The 19,759-nt window shown below is 62.5% G+C and carries 8 protein-coding genes; 2 read left to right on the plus strand and 6 right to left on the minus strand.

The features are described from left to right. Positions 1-90: 90 nt before the first annotated feature. Both DESU86_RS09240 and DESU86_RS09245 read right to left on the minus strand, forming a co-directional pair. A complete protein-coding gene (locus tag DESU86_RS09240) occupies positions 91-5,226 on the minus strand; it encodes a translocation/assembly module TamB domain-containing protein (RefSeq protein WP_179980782.1) in 5,136 nt (1,711 codons plus the stop codon). Beyond that, the gene (locus DESU86_RS09245) at positions 5,226-7,160 is read right to left on the minus strand and encodes an autotransporter assembly complex protein TamA (protein WP_232088313.1); all 1,935 of its coding nucleotides are present in this window, start codon (positions 7,158-7,160) and stop codon (positions 5,226-5,228) included. The genes DESU86_RS09240 and DESU86_RS09245 overlap by 1 nt, the downstream gene beginning before the upstream one ends. A 334-nt stretch (positions 7,161-7,494) precedes the next feature. On the opposite strand from DESU86_RS09245, the gene DESU86_RS09250 reads away from it, so the two are divergent. Beyond that, a complete protein-coding gene (locus DESU86_RS09250; RefSeq protein ID WP_179980784.1) occupies positions 7,495-7,842 on the plus strand; it encodes a DsrE family protein in 348 nt (115 codons plus the stop codon). Between the two features lie 411 nt (positions 7,843-8,253). Beyond that, positions 8,254-9,084: a hydroxyethylthiazole kinase gene (gene thiM / locus DESU86_RS09255; RefSeq protein WP_179980785.1), complete on the plus strand. Its 831-nt coding sequence runs from the start codon at positions 8,254-8,256 to the stop codon at positions 9,082-9,084. Positions 9,085-9,500: 416 nt separating this feature from the next. Here thiM and glgP read toward each other — a convergent pair whose 3' ends face one another. From glgP to DESU86_RS09275, 4 genes are all read right to left on the minus strand, one after another. Next, on the minus strand, positions 9,501-13,757 hold the full coding sequence (gene glgP / locus DESU86_RS09260) for an alpha-glucan family phosphorylase (RefSeq protein ID WP_179980786.1): 4,257 nt from the start codon (positions 13,755-13,757) through the stop codon (positions 9,501-9,503). A gap of 241 nt (positions 13,758-13,998) precedes the next feature. Then, complete coding sequence (locus tag DESU86_RS09265; protein WP_179980787.1) at positions 13,999-15,450, minus strand: glycoside hydrolase family 57 protein; 1,452 nt, start codon at positions 15,448-15,450, stop codon at positions 13,999-14,001. Continuing rightward, positions 15,447-16,805 carry a glycosyltransferase gene (locus DESU86_RS09270; RefSeq protein WP_179980788.1) on the minus strand — a complete coding sequence of 453 codons (1,359 nt, stop codon included), beginning with the start codon at positions 16,803-16,805 and terminating at the stop codon, positions 15,447-15,449. Before DESU86_RS09270 ends, DESU86_RS09265 begins: the two co-directional genes overlap by 4 nt. A gap of 159 nt (positions 16,806-16,964) precedes the next feature. Next, positions 16,965-19,103 carry an amylo-alpha-1,6-glucosidase gene (locus tag DESU86_RS09275; RefSeq protein WP_179980789.1) on the minus strand — a complete coding sequence of 713 codons (2,139 nt, stop codon included), beginning with the start codon at positions 19,101-19,103 and terminating at the stop codon, positions 16,965-16,967. Positions 19,104-19,759 lie beyond the last annotated feature (656 nt).

Below are 19,759 nucleotides of genomic sequence, written 5' to 3' on the forward strand. Positions count from 1 at the left end.
AGCACTGATTAAAGAGCCTCTTGGAAACAACTGCGCGTTTCCTTAGGAGGAGGGGGCCCTCCCCCACAAAGCCTTTCAATTCTACCGGCTCTAGTAATTGTACTTCCAGCGTATGCCGCCCCAGGTGTTTTGCTGTTCGGAGCGCAGTTCCAGGCTGGTGCGGGGCGTGATCTCAAGCTGTATGACAAAGGCCGTGCTGCCCTGCTTCATGCCCTGCTGTATGCCCAGGTAGATGATGTCTGTGATGTACTTGCCCATTTCCACCGAGGTGCCGGCACCCATGCCTTCGTCTTCGGACTTGCCGCCAGAGGCGGAGTTTGGCGTGGAATTCAGCCGCAGCACATCAACGCCCAGCGCCTTGCGGGTCAGGTCAAAGATGCCGTCGCCACCGGAGCCAAAGCCCGCGAGCTGGGCCACTGCTCCGGCGAGCCGCAGGTTTTCCAGCCGTCCCAGCTCGTTGGTGCTTTTGCCAAAAAGAATCTGGGCCAGGATTTCGTCCCTGGGCATTTCCGGTTCACTGCTCAGGGTCAGTTTCATCTTGCGCACTGTGCCAGATATGTTCACAAAGGACGTGAGATTGGGCGTTTCATTGGAAAGGCTGATGTCCAGCAGGGGGTTGCTCAGCGAGCCTCCGGCAAAGGTGATGTTGCCGCGTGAAAGCTTGAAAATCTTGGTCAGGAAGTCGAATGTGCCCTTGATGGCCGTGATTTGTCCCGTGATCTGCGGGTCTTCAGGAGTGCCGGACACCAGCAGGTCGGCCTTCCATTCACTGGTAAGTCCGTGTCCTTCCACAAAGAAGCGGCCGGGAATCACAATATTCAGGTTCAGGTTGCCCTGCGCAACGGGCTTTCCGGGGGCAACGGGCTTTTCGGAGCCGGAGGTCTGTTGCGCAACCTGAGACGGGTTGGGCGCTTCTGTTATGGGCAGGGTGGTAACGCTGCCGCCTACGGCCAGCTTGTTAAGCAGTATAAGCCCCTGATTGACGACGATCTTGCCTGTCACCTGCGGGGCGGCGGCGCTGCCGGTTACGCCCGCTTCGCCTGAAAGTTCGATGCGTATGTCACGGCGGCTCAGGGGCCGCAGATGGTCGATGGTGGTCTTGATGTCCAGCCTGCTGCCGTCAAGATTGGCGAATCCGGCCACGCGCAGCTTGCCGCCGAGGCCGCCGGAGGCGTCCAGTTCCAGCCGGGCCACGCCGGGCAGGCCACCCTGTTTTTTCCCGGAACTGCCGCCGCGCCCTTCCTCAAGGTTGAGGCGCATGGTGATATTGGTCAGCAGTACACCCTGGACCAGGTTTTCGTACTTGCCCTTGTCCACCAGGACAGCGCCCTTGGCGGAAGGGGCAGCCAGGGTGCCGCCCAGATCGGCGTTTACGGCCACGTTGCCCGCGAAGCGCTGATCCGCGATGGGCAGCAGGGACCAGAGCGGCCCGGCGGCCCCTTTCCAACGAACCTGACCGCGCAGGGGGCCCTGCATGTTGGGCTGCGGCAGGCCGTCCTTGCCGAACAGCAGGGGCAGGCGCACTTCAAGCCGCGCTTCGCTGCCGCCGAGCGCCTCAACGCTTTCCTTGTCCATATCCAGCCGGGCCACAAGGCTGCCGCTGGAGCCGCCGCTTGCCTCTATGCGGCCGGTGAGTCCCACATTGAGGGGCTTCAGCGGGCTGCCGGGAATGCGCAACTGCCGGACGCCAAGGCGGAAACTGCCGCCGGGCTGCGAGGGGCTGCCCGTAAGGCGGGCCTGCGCTTCCACCGTGCCTTCGGGCAGGGCGGGCACAAATTTTTTCCACGGGGTGAGGGCGAGTCCTTCAAGGTCAAGGCGCACGTCCATCTTGTCCTGGGCAAGAGATGCCTGGGCGCGCAGTCTGCCGCCGGGGACAAGGCGGATGTCCAGTCCTTTGAGATCAAGTCCGTCATCGCCGTAGCGCAGGGAGGCTCCCGGCGTTGCGCGGAAGCCGAGATCGCGTCCGCTTATATGGGCCTCAAGCCTTTGCACCTGCACAAGGCCCGGCTGCCAGCGCGCGTTGACGTGGGCGGCCACCGTGCCGCTCGTTTCAATGCTGGCGTCCAGGGGACCGCTGAGAGCACCGTTTGCGCGCGCCTTGACGCCAAGAGAGAGATCGCCCTGATGGACAGTGCCAAGGTCTATGCGCGCGGTGAGACTGCCGGGCCCGAAAGCGTCCTTGAGCGTGAGCTCGCCCGCAAGATTGCGCAGGACAAGGGGAGCGTCGGCCCCGGCGCTGTAGCTCAGGCGGGGCACGTTGAAGCGCAGTTCGGCCTTCTGGCTGTATCGCTGCGCCGGGGCCGCCGTGGCGGACGCGGGCGCGGCAGAGCCACCGGACGCAGCGGGCGGGTTTTCATTGCCCGCCTGCGAGGCCTGAGCGGTCTGGGCTGCCTGAGCGTTTTGGGCGGTTTTGCCAGTTTGGGCCGCCTGCGAGGCCTGCGCGGCTTGGGCGGCAGCGCCGTGCCCGTTCTGGTCGTTGGGGGAGGCGGTGTTGCTGCCCGTTGTGGTCACGGCCACGCGGTCGGCCCGCAGTTCAAGGCTCAGGGCAGCCTCGCCGTCCAGGCGCGCGCCCGGCACAAGGGTGGAAAGCGCCGCCCAGTCAGCCACGCGCACATCCAGCTTGCCGTCACAGGCAGGCATGGAACCTGGGGGCAGAGAGGCCGTCACCTGTCCGGCGGCTGTAATCCCCAGGGCGTTGAGGCGCAGATTGCGCAGGCCAGCCTGCAGCATGTCTTCCTCACTCCGGCCCGCAAAAATCTGGCTTTCAAGGCTCAGGGGCTGACCGTCCCAGCGGCCGCTCACGTCCAGTTGCAGCGTGAGTCGCGGTCTTTGGGCCGGGGCGGCTTGTGGGGGCGCGGCATCGGCATCCTGTGCGGCAGCTTTATTGGGCACGGCATCGTTATGGGGCGCGGCGTCGGGAGCCTTGGGGGATGCGGTTGCCGGGGCGGTCGGAACGGCGTTGGGGGCGGCAGGATCCTGTTCGTGATCCTGAACCACCATTAGGGCTTCCTGCCAGTTCAGGGGGGCCGCGCCAAGATGCACAACTGCCTGTTCAAGCTTGTGCGCGCCCATGCGCAGCTCGGCGCATTCCACGTGCAGGGTAAGGTCAGGAGCGGCCAAAGGCCCGGCGGCGGTGAGGCGCAGGGTGGCAGGAGCGGCCAGCATGTCCAGCGGATCCGCGCTTTCTTCGGTCGCGGCGGTCTGGCTAGTGGTGTGGCCCGTGGTCTGGCCCGTAGTCTGGACAGTAGCCTGAGCGGGGGCCTGTGCGGCGGCCTGTGTACCAGCCTGGCGGGCAGCCGGGGCGGCAGCTTGCGTGGCGGTTGTGGACGCGTTTCTGGAGGGAGCGATGCTGACCTGCAAGTCCACATCCAGGGGGCCTGAAAGCCACGAGGATTTCTGCGGGGAAGTTTTTTGCGACAGTGAGGCTTGTGACGGTGTGGCTTGCGCGGGTATGGCCTGCGGGCTTGCGGCCTGCGGGGTTGCGGTCTGTGCAGGGGCTGTGTGTGGTGACGCGGCCTGTGAAGATGGCGCTTGCGGGGTTGGGGGTTGCGCAGGAGCCGTCGATGGAGTTGCGCCTTGTGCAGGTGTCGCCAACGGGGATGCGGCCTGAGGCACAGCGGCCTTGGCAGGCGCGGCGGGCGCGCTTTGCCAGAAGGCATGCCCTGCCGTGGACAGCGGGCCAGCCTGAATGGAAAATTTGTTCAGGCCCACACGAGCGACAGTGGCCATGGCCTCCGGCGAGCCCGGAGCGCCGGGTTTTGCGGGGGCTTCCACTTCCGCGCCCAAGGCCAGCGAAATGCGGGCGCCGCCGCCGAGCAGGGTTGCCAGAGGGCCGGAGGCGGCTTTTGTTGCGGAGGTCTTGTCCATGCCCTGCGCGGCAACAGCAGCGGGTGCGGCAGCGGCGGTTGTGGTGGCTGCGCCAGAAGTGGCAGCGGTGGTTGTGCCGGAAGCAGCCGTGGCTGTGGCGGCGGGCGTGGCGGAGGGTGTTGCCTGACCAGCCTGTGCGTCCGCCGTCCCGGTGGACGGGTCTGCATGGGCGGCCCCGGCATTTCCGACTGGCAGCACCGTGGCTTCAAGCGTGCTGTCCACGGTCAGCGCCAGGGCCGAGGGCGTGACTGTTCCCGATTGGCGCGGGGCGAAATTCACTTCAAGACTGGCCTCAAGGCCGCTGCTGGGCACGCCGGGCAGGGGCAGGGGGGCACTGTTTGCGCCATGGGCAGTCAGCAGGGCCGTGAGGTTGCCCCCCGCGCTTCCGGCCCTGAGGCTGGCTTCAACCGTGGCCAGAAAATAGCTGTCTGCGAGCAGGTTGGCAGCGGGCAAATTGTCATCGGCCAAATTGGCAGTTGGTAGAGCCGCAGTGGGCGACGCTTCACCCTTGGCCACATCAGGAGTACCGGCGGTCGGGGCATTGGCCGGAACATCGGGTTTGGCGTCTGGTTTGGCGTCTGCGCCGGAGCCTGTTGCGGCATCGGCCTTGGCATCAGCCTTGGTATGGGCTGGCGGCAGCGCGCCAAGCAGGCTGGCAGGAAGCTGCGCGTCCACAACGGCCACCCTGTCCAGAAGCACATCGGGCAGCCAGCCCGGCAATGAGCTGATGGCGCGTACCGTTTCGCCGAGCGCTTCGCGCAGCGACGCTTCCGTGAGCGGCGGCGAAGGCGGTTCAGGGAGCGAGGCGGGCAGGTCGGGCAAACGCAGGAGGCGCGGCGTTTTGCTGGTCAGTTCGGCAATGTGCACACGGCCCGGCAGGGCGGTCCAGTCCCAGATAAAGGTGTTTTGCGGCGCTTCAAGCCACAGGCCGTGGGCGTCGGCCAGTTCCACACCCATTTGCGCCGTGAAAGGCAGAGCGCCCGAAAGGTGCGTCAGACGGATATGCAGGCCGCTTTTTTCCGCTGAGGCGGCCAGAACGGCATTGACCTCGTCCTTGATCCATGCCTGGACGTTTTCATTGCGCAGGGCCAGCAGCACGCCAGTCAGAAAGAACAGCAGCAAAAGCAGCACAAAGGCCAGCCCGCGCCAGAGTACAGACCAGATGCGGGCAGCCGCGCCCCGGTTTTTATGGCTTTTGCCAGGCCCCTGTGGCGTGCCCGGCCCCGCCTCGGCCGCGCCAGATGCCGCCGCGCCAGAACCAACTGCGCCAGAACCAACTGCGGCAGCCGATCCGGCTCCGGTTCTGGAGCCGTCCGCCGTGGCGTCAGTCTGCGCGGGATGTGTGGATGCGCTCGTCATCAGAAGGACTGCCCTATGCTCACGTAGATTTGTATGGGAGGATCACCCTCCCTTGGTCGCAAAGGTGTGGCCACGTCCAGCCGCAGCGGCCCGATGGGCGTGAAATAGCGCAGGCCAATGCCCGCGCCCCAATCCATGTCGCCCAGGATGCGGGGCACTTCGTCCCTGTAGACCATGCCGCCGTCCAGAAAGGGAACAATGCCCACATCATCGGTAATCTTGTAACGCGCCTCAAGGCTGATTTCCTGAAAGGATCGTCCGCCAAGGGGATCGCCGTTTTTGTCCTCCGGCCCTACGGACTGATAGGGGTAGCCGCGCACCGACCCCGCGCCGCCAGCGTAGTAGCGCAGGCTGCCGGGAATGTTGCGCAGGGCCGCGCCGGACATGGCCCCGGCCTCAACCCGGCCCGCCAGGATCAGCTTGTCGTCGGGCCGCCCGTCTTTGTGGAAGGGCGCGTAGTAGCCGCTGGCTTCCAGCGAACCGGCCATGACCGTAAAGCTTTCGCCGTAGAAACCTGTGGAGGGGTTGGCCTTGACGATGATTTCAGAGCCGCGCGTGGGATTGAGGATATTGTTGCGGCTGTCGCGCCGCACGCTGGCCTTGGGGCCAATATAGCCGTAAAACTGTTCGGACTTGTCGTTTTCCTTGATGGAGCCGCTCTGGCCCCCGGCCCCGAGGCTGGCCCACCAGAAACGCGAGACGCGCCGCTCCAGCGCGGCGGAGGCGCTGCCTGCCGTGCTTTTGTACGCCTCTGTATTCTCACGCAAGGCCGAGGCGGAGGCCAGCAGACGCTGCTCACGCACAAGAAAGGCGGGTTTTTCAAATGCCGCCTTGATGCCTTGAACCTGTGTGGCGATGGGGGCGCTGACCACCAGCTTTTCCCCATTGTCGAAAAGATTGCGGTGTTCCCAGAAGCCTTCCACGCCAAGGCCCGTATCCGTGTCATACCGGGCGCTGCCGCCCACGGAACGGAAGGGCAGTTCGGCCACGGTCACTTCCAGGGGCAGCACGGGCACGCCGTCCTTGCTCCTGGTGGGTGCGCCGTTGGCAGCGGACGCGTTCTTGGCCAGCAATTCTTCCTGCGGGCGTATGTCCACGGAGCGGAAAAGCCCCAGCCCGCGCAGGTTGTTGGCGTAGTCGTCCACCAGTTCGGCGTCCCACGGTTCCTCGCCGGGAACCCAGAGGGCGAGCCTTTGCAGGTAGGTGGCGTTGACGCCCGCATTGCCCTTCACGTCAATGCGGCCCATGAGGGCGGGCGGGCCGGGATCAAGGGTGATGTCGGCGTTGACCTGGCGTTTTTCGGGGTCAAGCGTATAGCGCGACTGGGTCACTGACGCCAGGGGGTAGCCCTGGGTACGCAGTTTTTCCGGCAAATCTTCAACGGCGCTCAACAGGGCGTCGGCCACCACGGGTTTGCCCACGGCGACCCCCGGCAGGGTTGCCGGAAAGGACGGCGGCGGCAGGGTTTTGGTTTCCAGACCCCAAAAGCCCACTTCACGCTCGCGGGTCTTGAAATAGCCGGGCACGTCGGGCGGCGGATCGTAGGTCACGTTGGCGCGGCCCAGCGTATAGCGCGGCCCGGCCGTAAGAGTGAGGGTCACGCGCACGGGCTTTGTCTCTTCGTCCAGACTGAAGGCCGCCGTGCCTTCATAATAACATTGGGAGTGCAGAAGTTTGACGGCTGTTTCCACATCGGCGCGGGCGCGGCGTTCCAGGGCCAGCATGCTGTCGGGCGGCTCCTTGGCAAGCTGCTCCAGCTGGCTCACGGACTTCATCTTGCCTTCAAGGGAGGAGGGCCCGTCCTTGACCTTGATGCGCAGGGTATAGGGCACAGGATCCCCACGCCATGCGGCTTCAAGGGATTCCTGCTCTTTTTGCTCGTGGGGATCCTCGGTCTTTGCCGACAGCAGGCCGCAGCCGGAAAGCTGCAGCAAGAACAGCAGCGCGCAAAGCGCGCGTAGCGGTGCAAGCCGGGGGCCTACGTATTTGCCGGGGGAGCTTTGGGCATGGAGGGGCCGTGCGGGCCGCAGGGGTTTTATGCTGAATACACTGCACATACGTAACTATACGCTGTATGGTTTTTCTTAGCAAGAAACATTCGCATATTGTATGCTTTTTATGAGCAATATTGATTAGCTACGGTGACTTCTTCTCCATACGCCGCTTGGCAAAAGGTCTACCCCCTGCTACTACTTGTGTTGCAGGCGGCGCTGTGCGAGCGCGCCGTCGCCACCTGTGTTTCGGCTGCAATTTTACTGGAGAATGGATATGAACTACGATCTCTGCCTGCACATAGACAGCAAGGAGCCAGCCATTCTGAAGCTGGTTCTGATGAACGCGGCCAATTACATCAAGGCCTTGCCCAACGAACGCTATCAACTTGTGGTGGTGGCCAACGGCCCTTCCGCAGTCCAGTTCCACAAGAGCAATGAAGAGTTCCGCGCCATGGCCGCGCCCTTGCAGGAACAGGGGGTGCGCATCCGGGTTTGCGCCAATGCCCTGGCCAACAGCAATATGACGCCCGAAGACCTCTGGCCCGGCTGCGAAGTCGTGCCTGCCGGTCTGGTTGAAATAGTGCGTTTGCAGCGTGAGGGCTTTGCCTACATCAAACCCTAGACTGTGCCGTCTAGGGAAACGCTGATTTATTCCGTTTGGCGGCGTTGCTTCACTTTTTTTGAAACAGTCGAGGACGGAAGAGTCCACTTCTGCTTCAAAAAAAGATCGTGCCTTGCCAAAGGAAATACCAGCGCGTTTCCAGGAGGCTCTTTAATCAGTGCTTCCACAGAGCAATTTCATGTTTAAATTGTTCTGGTGGATGCGGGCGTCTTGGAAGCATTAAGAATATACGTTTTCAAAGTTTGTGGCACGCTCACAACGGGGTTTAAGCGCGCAGGCAAAGAGCGCAGATGCCTCCGTAGTCGGCGGCAGGGCGCGGCAGGGCGGGTTCAGGGCTGCCGTGGCCTTTTTCGCCCCTGAGCGGCGTATGCTTGCGCATGGTGATCCGGCTGTGGCCGGAAGGAGAAGTGCATGAGATTCTTTGCGGATATTCTGGATACCGTGCGGCGGCGCGGGCCTGTGGTGCACTGCATTACAAACTACGTCACCGTGAACGACTGCGCCAACATGATTCTTGCCGCTGGCGGGTCGCCCATAATGGCCGACGACATTGCCGAAGTGGAAGATGTGGTGGCTCTGGCGCAGGCTCTGGTCATCAATATAGGCACGCTCAACAGCCGCACGGTTGAGGCCATGCTTGTGGCGGGCCAGCGCGCCAACAGCCTGGGGCGGCCGGTGGTGCTTGATCCCGTGGGCGCGGGCGCTACGGCCCTGCGTAACAGTGCCTTGCAAAGTCTGTTGCGCGAAGTGCGCTTTGCGGCCATCAAGGGCAATATTTCAGAGATAGGCTTTCTGGCCGGCGAGGACGCCAGGGCCAGAGGCGTGGACGCCGAGGACGCCTCCCTTGTGACCGAGGGCAGCCTCAAGGCCGCCTCCGACATGGCCCGGCGGCTGAGCGACAGCACGGGAGCCGTGGTGGTGATCAGCGGAGCCATAGATATTGTGGCCCACGCCCAGGGGGTATGGACGGTGCGCAACGGGCATCCGCTCATGGCGCGCATCACGGGTTCGGGCTGCATGTCGGCGGCCGTCGTCGGCTGCTGCCTTGGGGCTGCGCCCGACGAAGGGGCCCAGGCATGCCTGTGCGCCGTAAGCAGCATGGGCGTGGCAGGGGAAATCGCCGCTGAAAATATGGTTGGCGCGGGGGGCGGCACGGGCAGCTACCGCGCCCTGCTGATTGACGCCATGAGCATGCTTGACGGCCCGACGCTCACCTGCCGCGCCGACGTGAAAAACGGGTAGCGCAGCGCGAACGCGCGGTGAAGCCACCAGCCCGCCTGATGCTTTTTGCGTCCCTGCGCTTTCTACGCCAAGTGCTTTTTGAGCACGATACTTTCTTGCCCGATGCTTTCCGGGTCTGTGCGCCTCTGGCGAACAATCTTTTGAAACCGTCCGCCCGTCCAAAGCGTTGTTACGCGAACATGCTCCGGTGAAACAGTAAGAAAGCGCAATGACCAGCAATGAAAGCGGGCCGCCCTGAGGCGGCCCGCTTTCTGTCAGAACAGTTTTAACGCAGCGTAAGCCACTACCGTTACGGCGGGCAGTTACGCAGCCGCTATGCCAAGTGATAATAAGAGTTTTAGGGGAAGGGGGTGTGGGGGAGGAGGTCCCTCCCCCACAAAGCATTTAAAGCGGCATGGCTCTGGACTTCCCGTAACCTATGCCCACAGGACGAGGCCCGTTTCAAGCGGCGAGGCCAGGTCTTTATGGAAGGGCATGATGCGAACGCCATAGCGGTACTGCCCGCTTTGCGTCGGTATGTAGGTGGCCGCATAGGTTTTGCCGCCGTTGCCATTGTCCGAGGTGCGGGATTCAAGCCGCAGGATTTCGGGTTTGTCAATGAAGTTGCCGTCAATGAGCGCGCGGCCGATGACAAGCTGGGCCAGGATTTCTTCGGGCTGCATTTCGCCTATGTCGATATGCAGGCGAACGCTCACAGGCTCGCCGCAGATCATTGTATTGTTCTCCACGCCGCTGATGAGCATCTCCTCCACCTTGACGGTACCGAAACGGGCGGGCAGGTCTTTTGCCCATGCGGCAAGCTGGCGGCAGGCGGCCCAGTCGTTTTCGGCCAGCATGTTGCGACGGCGCGCCGCCCGCAGGTAGTACTGGCGGATGTAGTCGTTGAGCATGCGATTGCTGCTGTACATGGCGGTAAGGCTTTTGAGCGAGCGCTTGCCCATGGCTATCCACTGTGCGGGAAGGCCGTTCTGGTTGCGTTCAAAGTACAGGGGCAGCACGGCATTTTCCAGCAGGCCGTACAGCGATTCTGCGTCGATGTAGTCGTTCTGCTCGCTGCTGGGCAGTTCATTGGTGACCACGGGGCCGATGGTCCAGCCGTTTTGCCTGTTGTAGCCCTCGCACCACCAGCCGTCGGAGATGCTCAGGTTCACGCCGCCGTTGACGGGCAGTTTCATGCCGCTGGTGCCCGAAGCCTCGTGGGGGCGGCGGGGCGTGTTGAGCCAGACGTCGCAGCCCTGCGACATGAGCCGCGACACGGCCAGACTGTAGTTTTCGAGAAAGAAGATGCGCCCCAGAAAGCGTTTGTCCTGGCACATGCGCATGACTTCCTGAATGAGGTTTATGCCCGCCTCATCCGCGGGATGCGCCTTGCCGGAAAAGACCAGCACCACAGGGCGGTCGGGATTGTTGAGAATGCGCGCCAGGCGGTCGGGATCGGCAAAGAGCAGGGTGGCGCGCTTGTAGGGCGCAAACCGTCGGGCAAAGCCGATAATGAGCGTTTCGGGCTTGAGCAGGGCCTCCATGTCCTTGCGGGTGGCGGGGTCCAGCTTGAAGCGCTGGGCAAAGACGGGAACCCGCTTGCGCAGGGCGTCGAGCAGGGCTTCTTTCTGGTTCTGGCGGGCAGCCCAGAAGGCTTCGTCGGGGATTCCGTCCACCTTGTCCCATGTATCAGCGCCGGGCTGGGACTGCATCCAGCCGGAGCCAAGGTGCTTGAACAGCAGTTCGTGCATCCAGCTGCCCACGTAGGAGGGGGTATGCACGCCGTTGGTGACGTGGCCTATGGGCGTTTCGGCCGTGGGCAGGCCCTTCCACAACTTGTTCCACATGTGGCGGGAAACGATGCCGTGCAGGCGGCTGACGCCGTTGGCCCAGCAGGAAAGGCGCAGGGCCAGCACGGTCATTTCAAAGGACTGGCTGTCGCCGCCCTCGATCTGTCCCAGTTTGATGAACTGCTGCCACGAAAGGTTGAGGCTTTGCGCCATGCCGGTGAAATAGCGGCCCATAAGTTCGAGAGAGAAGGATTCGTTGCCCGCCGATACGGGCGTATGGGTGGTGAAGAGCGTGTTGGAGCGCACGCGCGTAATGGCTTCGTCATAGTCCATGCCCTGGGTCATGCAGTCGCGTACCCTTTCAAGAGCCATGAAGGCCGAATGCCCTTCATTCATGTGATACACGCTGGGGATGATGTCCAGGGTGCGCAGAAGGCGCATGCCGCCCTGGCCCAGCAGGATTTCCTGCAGCAGCCGGGTTTCGCGGTTGGCTTCGTAGAGGCGGTCCGTGATGCGGCGGTCTTCATCGGTGTTGCGGGGGGTGTCCGTATCCATAAGGAAGAGCGTCACCCGGCCCACCTGCAAGCGCCACACGCGGGCAAAGAGGATGCGCCCCGGCAGTTCAAGCTGCACATAGATGTCTTCGCCAAAGGCGTCCTGCATCTGCTTTATGGGCATCTGGGCAAAGTTGTTGACGGGGTACTGGGCCACCTGACGGCCGTTGGAGTCGATCTCCTGCATGAAGTAGCCGCTCTTGTAGAGCAGGCCGATGCCCATCAGCGGCAGGGCCATGTCCGAGGCGGATTTGAGATGGTCGCCGGAAAGTACGCCAAGGCCGCCGGAATAGATGGGTATGGACTCGTTGAGCCCGTATTCCGTGGAAAAGTAGACAATGGGGTTTTCGGGCGTCACGTCCTGACTGAGGGAGCGGATGGGTTCGGCCATATAGGCGTCAAAACTCTCCATCACCTTGTGGTACATGTCCATGTACTCTTCGTTGGCCATGAGCTCCTTGAAGCGGGCGGGCCATGCTTCTTCAAGCATTCTCAGCGGATTGCGGCAGGCTTCCCACAACTGGGGGTTCAGGGCCATGAACAGGGCCTTGGCGTAGTCGTGCCAGCACCACCAGACGTTCTGGGCAAGCTCGCGCAGGCGTGCAAGCTCGCGGGGCACTTCGGCCACGGCCATGATGGGGCGCAGAAAGGGTGTGGCCGAGCAGGAGGCCGTGAGCACCCGCGTCAGCGCGCCGTGCCCTGCATCGTGATCGGCGCGGGTTTCGGATTTTGTGAGAGCTATGCTAAATGCTTTCAAATAGTTATCGAAAAAATAACTCCAGGATGTTTTTTCGGCCAGGGCGCGGGCGTGGCCGCGCCAGGAGTGCATGTCCTCGACAGCGCAGGTGGAGGCAACAAGGATTTTTTCGTGCAGCACTTTGGCGCTCTGCTCAAAGTTCATGCCGCGCCGGGGCATGACGTACACGCCCCTGTGATCCATGCCCGCTTCCTTCATCTTTTCCCTGGCCCACATGCCGAAGCCCGAAAGGTCGGTGGTGAGCGTGGGCACGGCCCAGGCCGCGCTTTCCTGCGGCGTATAGCCCCATGGCTCGTACCAGGAGGGGAAGAAGCCCACATCGCAGGCGGCCAGTATTTCCTCGTAGGGCATGTTCAAAAAGCCGTCATGCCCGTCAAGCATGGCGGGCACAAAGATGACCTTGATGCGTCGCTCCGGCCTGTTGTTGAGTCCGAGGCGGCGGCAGGCGTTGATAATGGGGTCCTGCGGGGCGTTCCACACATAATGGGTGCAGATGAAGGGCTGGCCGTTGTCCGTTTCAGCCGGGTCGCCGGACACGGCCGCCGGGTTGACGCCCGTGTGGCCGCCCATGACCATGCAGAGAACCAGAACGGAGGCCTCAGTGCCGGACAGGTTGCGGTCGGCCTGGGCCAGGGCGTCCAAAAAGATGTCCACGCCCTTGTTGTGCATCTCATAGCGGCCTGAAATGATGAAGATACGGGTGTGATCCGGCAGGGGGCCGCGCAAAAAGCGCCCTGCGGCTTCCATTATCTTTGCCCGCGAGGCCGAAGGCACGATGCGGTCTTCGGAATAGTCGGGTATGACGCGCAGATCCAGACCGTTGGTGGTGATGACGTCGGGCTGGCGGCCCAGAAAGACCGTGGATTCCTCGCCGGTGATGGGGCTCACGGTGGTAAAGGCGTCGGCCTCGCGCGCGGCGGTGCTCTCCATGGACCATTTGGCCGTGATGTTCAGCGCCGCCGCCTCGTTGGCCGGATTGATGTTGCGCATGTTGCTGTAGATGTCGCGGCCGGTGGCGGCCAGGGCACGGCCCAGCATGGTGGCGTGGGTGGTAAAGACCGTGCCCACCCCCGGCGCGAGCTTTTTGACCATGAGCAGGCCTGCGGCGCACATCCATTCGTGAAAAAGGGCCACGCTGTGCCCCTGCATGGGCTCCACACGGCTTTCGTGCACGGCGGCGATGACCTCACCGCAGGCAGCGGCGAACATGACGGGCTCAATATAGTCCCAGCCGCCGGAGAGGGAGTCCACGCCGTAGTTTTTCCACATTTCAAAAAGCAGCTGGTTGCTGGCGTAGCGCTTGTCGAACTCCACCAGTATGACCTTGGGGCGTCCGGGTATGTTCCAGCGGCCCAGGCGGCATTTGAGGTCACGGGTGGCAAGACCTATGCGCAGGGAGTCCCAGGCGTGTTCGTCGGTTTCTTCAAAGCCGGGATTCTGCTTCAGGGCCGGGCCCAGAAGAAAGTAGTCTTCGCCGAAGTGTTCAACGGCCTGAAGGGCCTTGCTGGTGACGACGGAGTGAATGCCGCCCACCTTGTTGCAGACTTCCCAGCTCACTTCAAACAGGGTTACCGGGGAGGAATTGAAGTCCATGTCATCTCCTTGCTCAAGATATCAGTAAGGGGCGCACCTAGTGGCCCCTTCGTGTCGGGGTATCCGTTTTCAGGGCAGTTTCACTGGCCATGGGCCGTCCGCAAGACTTTGCGTCGCCCGTCGGCAGCCGCGTGAACGCGCTCTGGCGGCGGGGTATGCGGGCGCTTGCCGTGAAGGCGCACACGCGGGACATCCGCGCGGAGTCGCGCCTTCACGGGCGTGCCGTGGCCTTTGTGTGTTCTCAAGGCCGATCCGCTCCTGCGGGCGAAGCGGCGGGCTTTTTTTCTTTTGTGGTGGCCCCGGCCTTGGCGGCGGCTTTTTTCTTGGCTGGCTCCGCCTTTTTGGCGGGCGCTGCTTTTGTGCCCGTCACTGTTTTTTTGCCGGGCGTTTTTTTCGCAGTTTTGGGCTGCGCCCCGGGGCTTTGGCCTGCAGGGCTTTTTGCCGGAGCAGCCTTTGTCGGATCAGCCTTGGCCGGGTCAGCCTTGGCCGGGTCGGGAACCTTTGGCTGTTCCTCAACAACCTTGAGGCGCATTTCAAAGTCCGCCAGCACGTTCATGAAGGTGATGTAGGCGTCATAGGGACTGCCAAAGGGACTTGGCCTGTCCGGGGCCTCGCTGGAAAACCACTTGGTGGACATATGGCGGAAGTGGTCGGCGGTCTGTAACCTGTCGAAATCATGGCGCAGTTCGGCCGATCCGCAACGATCCGCCTGTGGGGCCAGGGCGTAGAGGGCGTGTATGGCGTCTTTTTGCATGTCGTTGCCAAGCCACGCGGTGAGGTCGCCGCTCTCGTCCTCCCAGGATATGAACTGGGGGATGTCCATCTTGCCCACAGGCTTGAATTGTTTGACCGCCACGGCGGGCGTGGCAAAGTAAAAGTCTTTGCGGGCCAGCAGAGCCTCCGGCAGGGCTTCCAAAAAGTCAAAAATGCCCGACTCCTTGCTGTGGCGCAGGCCGAACACGTGATAATCGTTGATAATATTGATGACATCAGCCGAGTCGGCCAATCCGTGGCACCAGGAGGCAAAGGCGTCGGCCGTGAGGGGCCATGCGGGCCAGGCAGTGTCGGAAAAGCGCAGGCCGATGTCGTTGGAAAGGCTGGTGTTGCGCAACAGCAGGCCAAGGCCGGGGGCGCTGACGGGCTGGTACAGGTAGTTGGCGCTGCGCCAGCCCAGCACCTGATCCGTGCCCTCGGCCAGCACGGCCTTAAAGCCGAGTTCGGCCACAGCTGCGGCGAGGTCGTTGTTGTACACGCATTCCGTATGCTTGAAGGTCACGGGCTTGACGCCGAAGAGCTTTTTCAGGCGGGCCGTCTGCGCCTGCACCTGGCGGTCAAACTCCTGGCGGGAATAGAGAAAGGCCAGGGAATGCGGCGCGGTCTCGGCCACAAATTCCACGCAGCCTGTTTGCGCCAGGGCCGTAAAGCTTTCAAGCACTTCAGGAACGTACTGCTCAAAGAGGTCAAGGGCAGTGCCCGAAATGGCGTAGGAAACGTGAAATGCCTTGCCGTAACGGCGGATGAGCTTGAGCATGAGCTCATTGGCGGGCAGGTAGCACAGGCGTGCCGCGCGCAGCATGGCGTCGCAGTTGTGGTCATCGTCTTCATAAATGGAATTCTGACCCATATCAAAAACCGTATAGCGGCGTAGCTGATAAGGTTCGTGAACCTCATAGCACAGGCATATGGCTGTCATGAGCGACCTCCGTGTACGTTGTGGTAAATGGCCAGCAACTGGTCGGCGGCATTTTCCCAACGGATGGACTTCATTTCTTCGCGGCAGTTTTTCACCAGTTCAGCCGCCAGGCAGGGATAGCGCAAGACGGCGCAGATTTTGTCGGCCATGTCGCGGGTATCCCAAAAATCGGCTTTAAGGGCGTGATCCAGCACTTCGGATACGCCCGATTGACGTGAGAGCAGCACAGGAACGTCGTAGAGCATGGCCTCAAGGGGCGTTATGCCGAAGGGTTCGGAAACCGACGGCATGACGTAGAGATCGCTGAGGGCAAACATGCGGTCCACCTCCTCCCCCTGCAGGAAGCCAGCGAAGTGAAAGCGGCTGCCCATGCGCAACTGGCCGGCCCTGCGGATGAGACGTGGCAGCATGTCGCCGCTGCCAGCCATGAAAAAACGCACGTTGGGGATTTTTTGCAGCACCAGCCGTGCGGCCTCCATGAAATATTCCGGCCCCTTCTGAAAGGTGACGCGGCCCAGAAACAGCACGCGCTTTTCGTGCCGTATGCGCGGCGGGATGGGATAATGGCGCTGGGCCTCGTGACGGGCCACGGCGTTGTGCACGACCATCACCTTTTCCGGGGGGATGCCGTAGCGTTCGATGACGGTTTTGCGGGTGAGGCGGCTCACGGCCACCACCACATCGGCGGCCAGCATGCCCGCCCGTTCAATGCCCGCCACCTGTTCGTTGATGTCGCATCCGCTGCGGTCGTATTCGGTGGCGTGAATGTGGACCACAAGGGGTTTGCCCGTGAGGGTTTTGGCCAGCATGCCCGCTGGATAGGTCATCCAGTCATGGGCGTGGATGACGTCGAAGTCTTCCTGGACGGCCAGGGCTGCGGAAAGGCGGCTGTACCGCAGCACCTCGTCCATAAGGCTGGGGCCGTATCCGCCTTGCAGCGTATAGGTAAAGGATCGGGATTGACGGGACTCTTCTTCTCCCGCCGGGTGCTGCATCAGGCGATACGGTTCTCCCGCGCAGGTGCGGCCGCTGAGGCGGCCCAGCGCGCCGACGTAGTCCTGCGGGGTGAGATAGGGCATGAGCGGGCTGTCCACTGGCAGGCAGCGTATGCCGTTGCGCCAGACTTCCTGTTGCGCCCAGTCCATGCGCTGTACCAGGTCTTCAGTGATGGGAGTTCCGGATGCCGAACGCAGACGCAGAAATTCCCCTTTCCCCTTGCTGTCGTCGATACGGGGCAGTACAAAGATTATTTCCGCTCCCCTGCGGGCCAGGGCCTGGGTCATGCCAAAGCAGGCTGTGCCCAGACCTCCGCTGATGTGAGGTGGGAACTCCCAGCCGAACATAAGCACTCGCATGTGTTCTCCCTCATGCGGCGGGGATTCTCCCGCCGGATTCAGCGGCCGTTCCTGTGGGCCGCCACAACTCTTCCCCCGCTCCTGTTCGAACATTCTTTTTGCTATTCGTGCCTGGCGGCGAAGCAGTATGGCCGCGCAGGCATGGTTTGCTGGCTTTTTTTACGGTTGTGCTGCGTCCGGCGCGCACGGATGCTGTTTCTTGCAGCCTTCCAGTGTCATGCTCACGCGGCAGACTCCCGCCGTATCGCCAATGACGGGGTGGGCCATGCGGTGCGCCGCCAGTTTTTGCCAGCGCTCGTAGACTGCGGGAGCGGCTTTTTGCAACCGCAGCAAAAGGCGCAGGCATTCGGCCACACTCCAGGCCTGGGCGATGCAGCCATTGGGTTTGTACGGGGGCGAGCCGTCAAACACTTCAGAAATGCTGCCAAGGCCCGCCTGGGAAATATGGTCGCAGTAAAGTGGCGTGAGCGTGTCCAGAAGCGCCATGGCCGCGCCGTCCACATCCCAGGCCGTGCGCAGCAGGGCGTCCGCGTAGTGCCCCAGCAGCCAGGGCCAGACCGTGCCCTGGTGATAGGCCGCGTCCCGGCTGGCCGGGCCGCCGTCGTACCGTCCCCTGTAGTGCGGGTCGTCCGGGGCCAGGGTGCGCAGACCGTAAGGCGTGAGCAGTTTGTTGCGCACGCATTCCACCACCTGGGCCTGATAGTCTTCAGACAGCACGGGATGGGGCAGGGAAACCGCGAAAATCTGGTTGGGCCGCACACTGACGTCGAGCTTGCCGTTCTGCCAGACGTCGCCAAGGTAGCCCCCGCCGCCGTATACCCAGAAGCGTTGGAAAAATGCCGTGCGCATGCGGCGCAGGACCATGTCCCCCGCCAGGGGCTCCTCGCCAAAACGCGCGGCGAGCTGGTCCGCAAAGGCCAGGGTGTTGTACCAGAGGGCATTGATTTCAACCGGGCAGCCCTGCCGGGGCGTCACGGGGGCGTTGTCGGCCTGCGCGTCCATCCAGGTGAGCTGGCTGTGGGCGTTGCCTGCGTGCAGCAGGCCCTCGGCGTCCACATGGATGTCCAGCTGTCTGGCCCTGCCCTGGCCCGCACGGTAGCCGGAAATGACAGCCTTGAGCGCGGGCCAGGCATTTTCACGCACCCAGGCGAGATGCCCGGCGTCCACCTCAAGGCAGCTTTGCAGCGCAAAGGCGTACCACAGGGCGGCGTCCACGGAGTTGTAGGCGTGGTCGCCCTGGGGCGAAAACATGTTGGGGATGAGCCCGTCCTCGACATGCCTGCCCATTTCGGCCAGAACGCGCAGGCCAAAATCCGTACGGCCAGCATGAAAGGTCAAGCCCGGCAGGCTGATGAGGGTGTCGCGGCCCCAGGCGTCAAACCAGTGGTAGCCCGCCAGCACCTCGGGCCGTCCCGAAGGGGATTCGATGCAGAACTGGCGTCCGACCTGGGCCAGATGCCCGGTGAGTCCGAAGCGGGCCTTGTGGGCCTTGGTGCGTTCACGGCTGGAATCATCCCACATCTGGCGCAGATCCTGCCCGCAGGGGTGGGTTCCCACCGCCAGGTAGACGCAGCTTTCCGCGCCTTCGGCAAGGGGGGGCATGCCCACGTCCAGCACGCCCGGCGTAAAGAGGTCTTCGCTGTAGGGAAAGCCGCGTTCACGCTCTTCAAGGTATTCCACATTGCGGCACCAGTCCGGGCGTGGCGTGAAAGAATGCTTCTGGTTTGTCTGGCACTGGATGTAGAGCGTGGGCAGCCCTTCATAGGGGGTGATGCTGAAGCCGTCGGACAGTGGGGTGGTTTCTGCGCGCAGGTCAGGATTGGCGTGGGTAAGCTTGTGAAAATTGCGGTAGGCCAGCAGGGGGCGCAGGCGTAGTGTCAGTGGCGGTACGGGAGTGGGTCCGCGCACGCTGAAGCGCATCAAGAGCAGGCTTTCCCCACGGACAAGCAGGATTTCACGGCACAGGCGCACGTCGCCGACGCGGTAGACGCACTGTGGCCACTGATCCAGGCGGAATGCCTCAAGATAGTCGTGGCCGTGAGGGTAGAGCGTGCCGGGGTGCTGGCGTGTGGAAAGCGTGAATTCCTTGCCGCCGCCCATGATGGATTCTTCAAGGGCGGAGAGCAGCACATGGCGGCCATAGGGCGTATTGACCGTGAGCAGGCCGTGGTATTTCCGCGTATTGCAGCAAAGGATGGTGCTGCTGGCGTAATCGCCAAGGCCATTGGTGAGCAGCCATTCCTTGCGCAACGCCCTGCGGGTGTTCTGGCAGGCAGCCTTGTCAAAGCTGAACCGCATACAGCCTCCGGCGGTACGGGTGCTTATGGGAAAGCGCTGCGTGAGGCGAGTGGGGGGAGGTGAGGTCGCAGCGGGCCTGTATGAGACTGCTGAGGGTGTGGAACCGGGCGGCGGAGAAGGTCGCGTGGTCAGGGCGGAAAGAACACTTGCGGCAGCGCTTCGTCGTGCAATGCCTCTGAATCGCCAGCAGCAAGGTTCTGCCCGAAGCACGGTTGCGGCACATGCCGCGCACAGGGCGACTGCACCTTTTCCAGCCTCTTTGGACTTTATCGTACCTCATGTTTTTATATCTGTCGAGTTTTACAGCTTTGCGTCAGGATTGCGGCAGAATTTGTACAGGCGGAATGGGCAATGCGTGCCCGTTAGAGCATTTTACCCTTGAAAAAATATAAATGCTCTAACGCTGCGCGGAAGCGCAGCGCGCCACAACGTGGCGCGGATTCAGCCGAGCTTTAACGGATAAAGCTCGGCTGAATGAAAACGTTGAACCATGAAATATATCAAAGGTAATCTGGACTGGTTGTGCGATTTTTGTTCGGAGCGGAGAGCTTTTGTGAACATGCATTTGCAACATTCAGGGTACGCTCTTGTGGCGCGCTGCGAAGAGATTGCGTTTACGGCGCATTCAGAGGGCCGATTGCCCGCCTCGCCGGCAC

It is taken from the genome of Desulfovibrio sp. 86, assembly GCF_902702915.1.
In the GTDB taxonomy this organism is placed as follows: Bacteria; Desulfobacterota; Desulfovibrionia; order Desulfovibrionales; family Desulfovibrionaceae; genus Desulfovibrio.